A 3,352-nucleotide genomic window follows, 5' to 3' on the forward strand; every position below is an offset into this window, starting at 1 on the left:
CGCCACGATTGGATGGTGGCGGGCGACCTGGAATGCCGCGGAGGAGCGCCCAAGGGCGCTCGCGCGGCGTTCGGTAAATGCTTAGACGCGACGCGTCTTGCGCGGGCGGCAGCCATTGTGCGGGACCGGCGTCACATCACGGATCGAGGAGATGGTGAAGCCGGCCGCCTGCAGGGCGCGCAATGCCGATTCACGACCGGAGCCGGGTCCGCAGACCTCGACTTCGAGCATGCGCATGCCGTGTTCCTGGGCCTTCTTGGCAACATCCTCGGCAGCCATCTGGGCAGCGAACGGGGTCGACTTGCGCGAACCCTTGAAGCCCTGGGCACCGGCCGACGACCAGGCAATCGAATTGCCCTGCGCGTCGGTGATGGTGATCATCGTGTTGTTGAAGGTCGAATTGACGTGGGCAACGCCCGACGAGATGTTCTTGCGTTCGCGACGGCGAACACGAGCGGCTTCCTTGGCCATGATAGTCCTTTCAGTTGATCTCTACACCGCCGTAATGCCAGCGGCTCCACCTTCGTAAGGAAGTAGGGGAATAGGGCAGTAAGGGAGTAGGGAAAAGTGCGACCCGACTGGCGGGCATTCCCTACTGCCTTACTCCCCTACTCCCTTATTCCCCTAAAAAATTACTTCTTCTTGCCGGCGATCGACTTGGCCGGGCCCTTGCGGGTGCGCGCATTGGTATGCGTGCGCTGGCCGCGGACCGGCAGCGAGCGGCGGTGACGCAGGCCGCGGTAGCAGCCGAGGTCCATGAGCCGCTTGATGTTCATCGAGACTTCGCGGCGCAGGTCGCCTTCAACCTGGTAATCGCGGTCGATGGTTTCGCGGATCTGCAGCACTTCCGCGTCGGTAAGCTGGTTGACGCGGCGCTCGGCCGGGATGCCGACCTTGTCGACGATCTCCTGGGCGAACCGCTTGCCAATGCCGTGAATGTATTGAAGCGCAATGACAACGCGCTTGTTGGTCGGAATGTTGACGCCGGCTATACGAGCCATGTTCTTCCCTTCTCCATGTGGGCCGGCCAACCTCAAAAACGAGGCGGGCACGGCGCTGTCTTAAGTTGCCCCGCGTCCGGTGGAGGCCGGCCCATGCGGGAGTTTCCAGTTCAATGCGGCTGCCTTGCCCTTGCGGACAAGCAAAGCTCATGCCTGATAGGAAGACGGGCCGCCATACCGCAGCGAACCGCCTCCGTCAAGTGCAATCGTTAATTTCCCCGCACTGCGTCCTTGAGCACCGCTTCGATCTGTTCCGTCACGGCGTCGATATCGGCCATGCCGTCGACACTGCGGAGCTTGCCCTTGGCATAGTAGTAGCCAATCAGCGGCGACGTCTTCTTGTAGTATTCCCTCAGGCGCTCTTCGAACACGGTCGGGTTGTCGTCCTTGCGAACGGGAAGGCCGGCGGCCTGCGCCTCGTCGGCGCGCTTGACGATCCGGCCAACCAGGGCCTTGTCGTCGACGACGAGCTCAATGACGGCGTCGAGGCCCTGGGAGCGATCCGACAGCATCTGCTCGACCGCATCCGCCTGCACCAGGGTCCGCGGATAGCCGTCGAGGATGAACCCCTTGGCGCAGTCGGGCTGATCGATACGCTCGGCGACGATCGCGTTGACGATCGCGTCGGACACCAGTTCACCGGCATCCATCACCGCCTTGGCGCGCTTGCCGACTTCGGTGCCTGCCTGGACGGCAGCACGCAGCATGTCGCCCGTCGAGAGCTGGGGTATGCCGTGTTTTTCTACCAGTCTTTGTGCTTGCGTCCCCTTGCCCGCTCCTGGCGGCCCAAGCAATATCAACCTCATCTGGCTTTCTTCCCCCCGCGCAGCTTCGACTTCTTGATCAGGCCTTCATACTGGTGCGCGATCAGGTGGCCCTGAATCTGCGCAACCGTATCGAGCGTGACACTGACCACGATCAGAAGCGATGTGCCACCAAGGTAGAATGGTACGCCAGTCGCCGAGATCAGGAACTCCGGCAACAGGCACACCAGCACCAGATAGATGGCGCCGACGACGGTGATGCGGGTGAGAACGTAATCGATGTAATCGGCGGTGCGCTCGCCCGGACGATAGCCCGGGATGAAGCCCGAATGCTTCTTGAGCTGGTCGGCGGTTTCCTTCGGGTTGAAGACAATCGCAGTGTAGAAGAAGGCGAAGAACGCGATCATCGCCGCATAGAATGCCATATAGAGCGGCTGGCCGTGGCCGAGTGCGGCCAGGATCGTGCTTGCCCAGCCCGGCATGTTGGTCGTCTGCGAGAAGCCCGCGACGGTGGCCGGCAGCAACAGCAGCGACGAGGCGAAGATCGGTGGAATGACGCCCGCCGTATTGAGCTTCAGCGGCAGGTGCGATGTATCGCCCTGGAACATGCGGTTGCCGACCTGGCGCTTCGGATACTGGATCAGCAAGCGGCGCTGGGCGCGCTCGAAGAACACGATGAGCGCAATGACGACGACGGCGAGCACGATGATCGCCAGGATCAGGCCGGTCGACAGCGCGCCGGTGCGGCCAAGCTCCAGCGTGCCGGAGATGGCGTGCGGCAGGCCGGCGACGATGCCGGAGAAGATGATCAGCGAAATGCCGTTGCCGATGCCGCGGGCGGTGATCTGCTCGCCGAGCCACATCAGGAACATGGTGCCGCCGAGCAGCGTGAGGACGGTCGAGACGCGGAAGAACATGCCGGGATCGCTGACGATGCCGTTGCCGCCTTCCAGACCGACCGAAATGCCATAGGCCTGAACCAGCCCAAGCAGCACGGTACCGTAGCGCGTGTACTGGTTGATGACCTTGCGGCCCTGCTCGCCTTCCTTCTTCAGCGCTTCCAGCGACGGGATGACCGAGGTCATCAGCTGCATGATGATGGAGGCGGAGATGTAAGGCATGATGCCGAGCGCGAAGATCGCCATGCGCTCCACGGCGCCGCCGGCGAACATGTTGAACATGCCAAGCACGCCCTTGCTCTGCGAGGAGAAGGCCTGGGCGAAGGCGTCGGGATTGATGCCGGGAAGCGGGATGTAGGTGCCGAGGCGATAGACGAGCAGCGCGCCGATCGTGAACCAGATGCGCTTCTTCAAATCCTCCGCCTTGGCGAAGGCCGAGAAATTCAGATTCGAGGCTAATTGTTCAGCAGCCGAAGCCATGCCTGATTCTCCGCTTGGTAACGCTTGATGGCCCTGAGGTCAGGCGGCGCGTTTCACCGAAGCTCACGAGATAAGCTCCGGGCTCTAAACATGCAAGCGGCCGCGTTGACGCGGCCGCCTCGTCGAGCAGATCAAAGCGCAATCGTGAGCAAAAACGGATCCCACTCCTGCCGATCGCGCTTCAAATTGCCGTTACTCGGCAGCTGCC

4 protein-coding genes are annotated in these 3,352 nt (G+C 62.3%); all 4 read right to left on the bottom strand.

The window, feature by feature from the left end:
- Positions 1-81: 81 nt before the first annotated feature.
- On the bottom strand, positions 82-471 hold the full coding sequence (gene rpsK / locus EN964_RS29445) for a 30S ribosomal protein S11 (protein ID WP_127277071.1): 390 nt from the start codon (positions 469-471) through the stop codon (positions 82-84).
- Positions 472-632: 161 nt separating this feature from the next.
- Complete coding sequence (rpsM, locus tag EN964_RS29450; RefSeq protein ID WP_013531437.1) at positions 633-1,001, bottom strand: 30S ribosomal protein S13; 369 nt, start codon at positions 999-1,001, stop codon at positions 633-635.
- 209 nt (positions 1,002-1,210) lie between these two features.
- Entirely contained in the window at positions 1,211-1,807 is a 597-nt protein-coding gene (locus EN964_RS29455; RefSeq protein ID WP_013531436.1) for an adenylate kinase, read from the bottom strand.
- Positions 1,804-3,144 carry a preprotein translocase subunit SecY gene (gene secY, locus EN964_RS29460; protein WP_127271595.1) on the bottom strand — a complete coding sequence of 447 codons (1,341 nt, stop codon included), beginning with the start codon at positions 3,142-3,144 and terminating at the stop codon, positions 1,804-1,806. Before secY ends, EN964_RS29455 begins: the two co-directional genes overlap by 4 nt.
- Between the last annotated feature and the right edge of the window lie 208 nt (positions 3,145-3,352).

Source organism: Mesorhizobium sp. M7A.F.Ca.CA.001.10.2.1 (assembly GCF_003998575.1).
Taxonomy (GTDB): Bacteria; Pseudomonadota; Alphaproteobacteria; order Rhizobiales; family Rhizobiaceae; genus Mesorhizobium.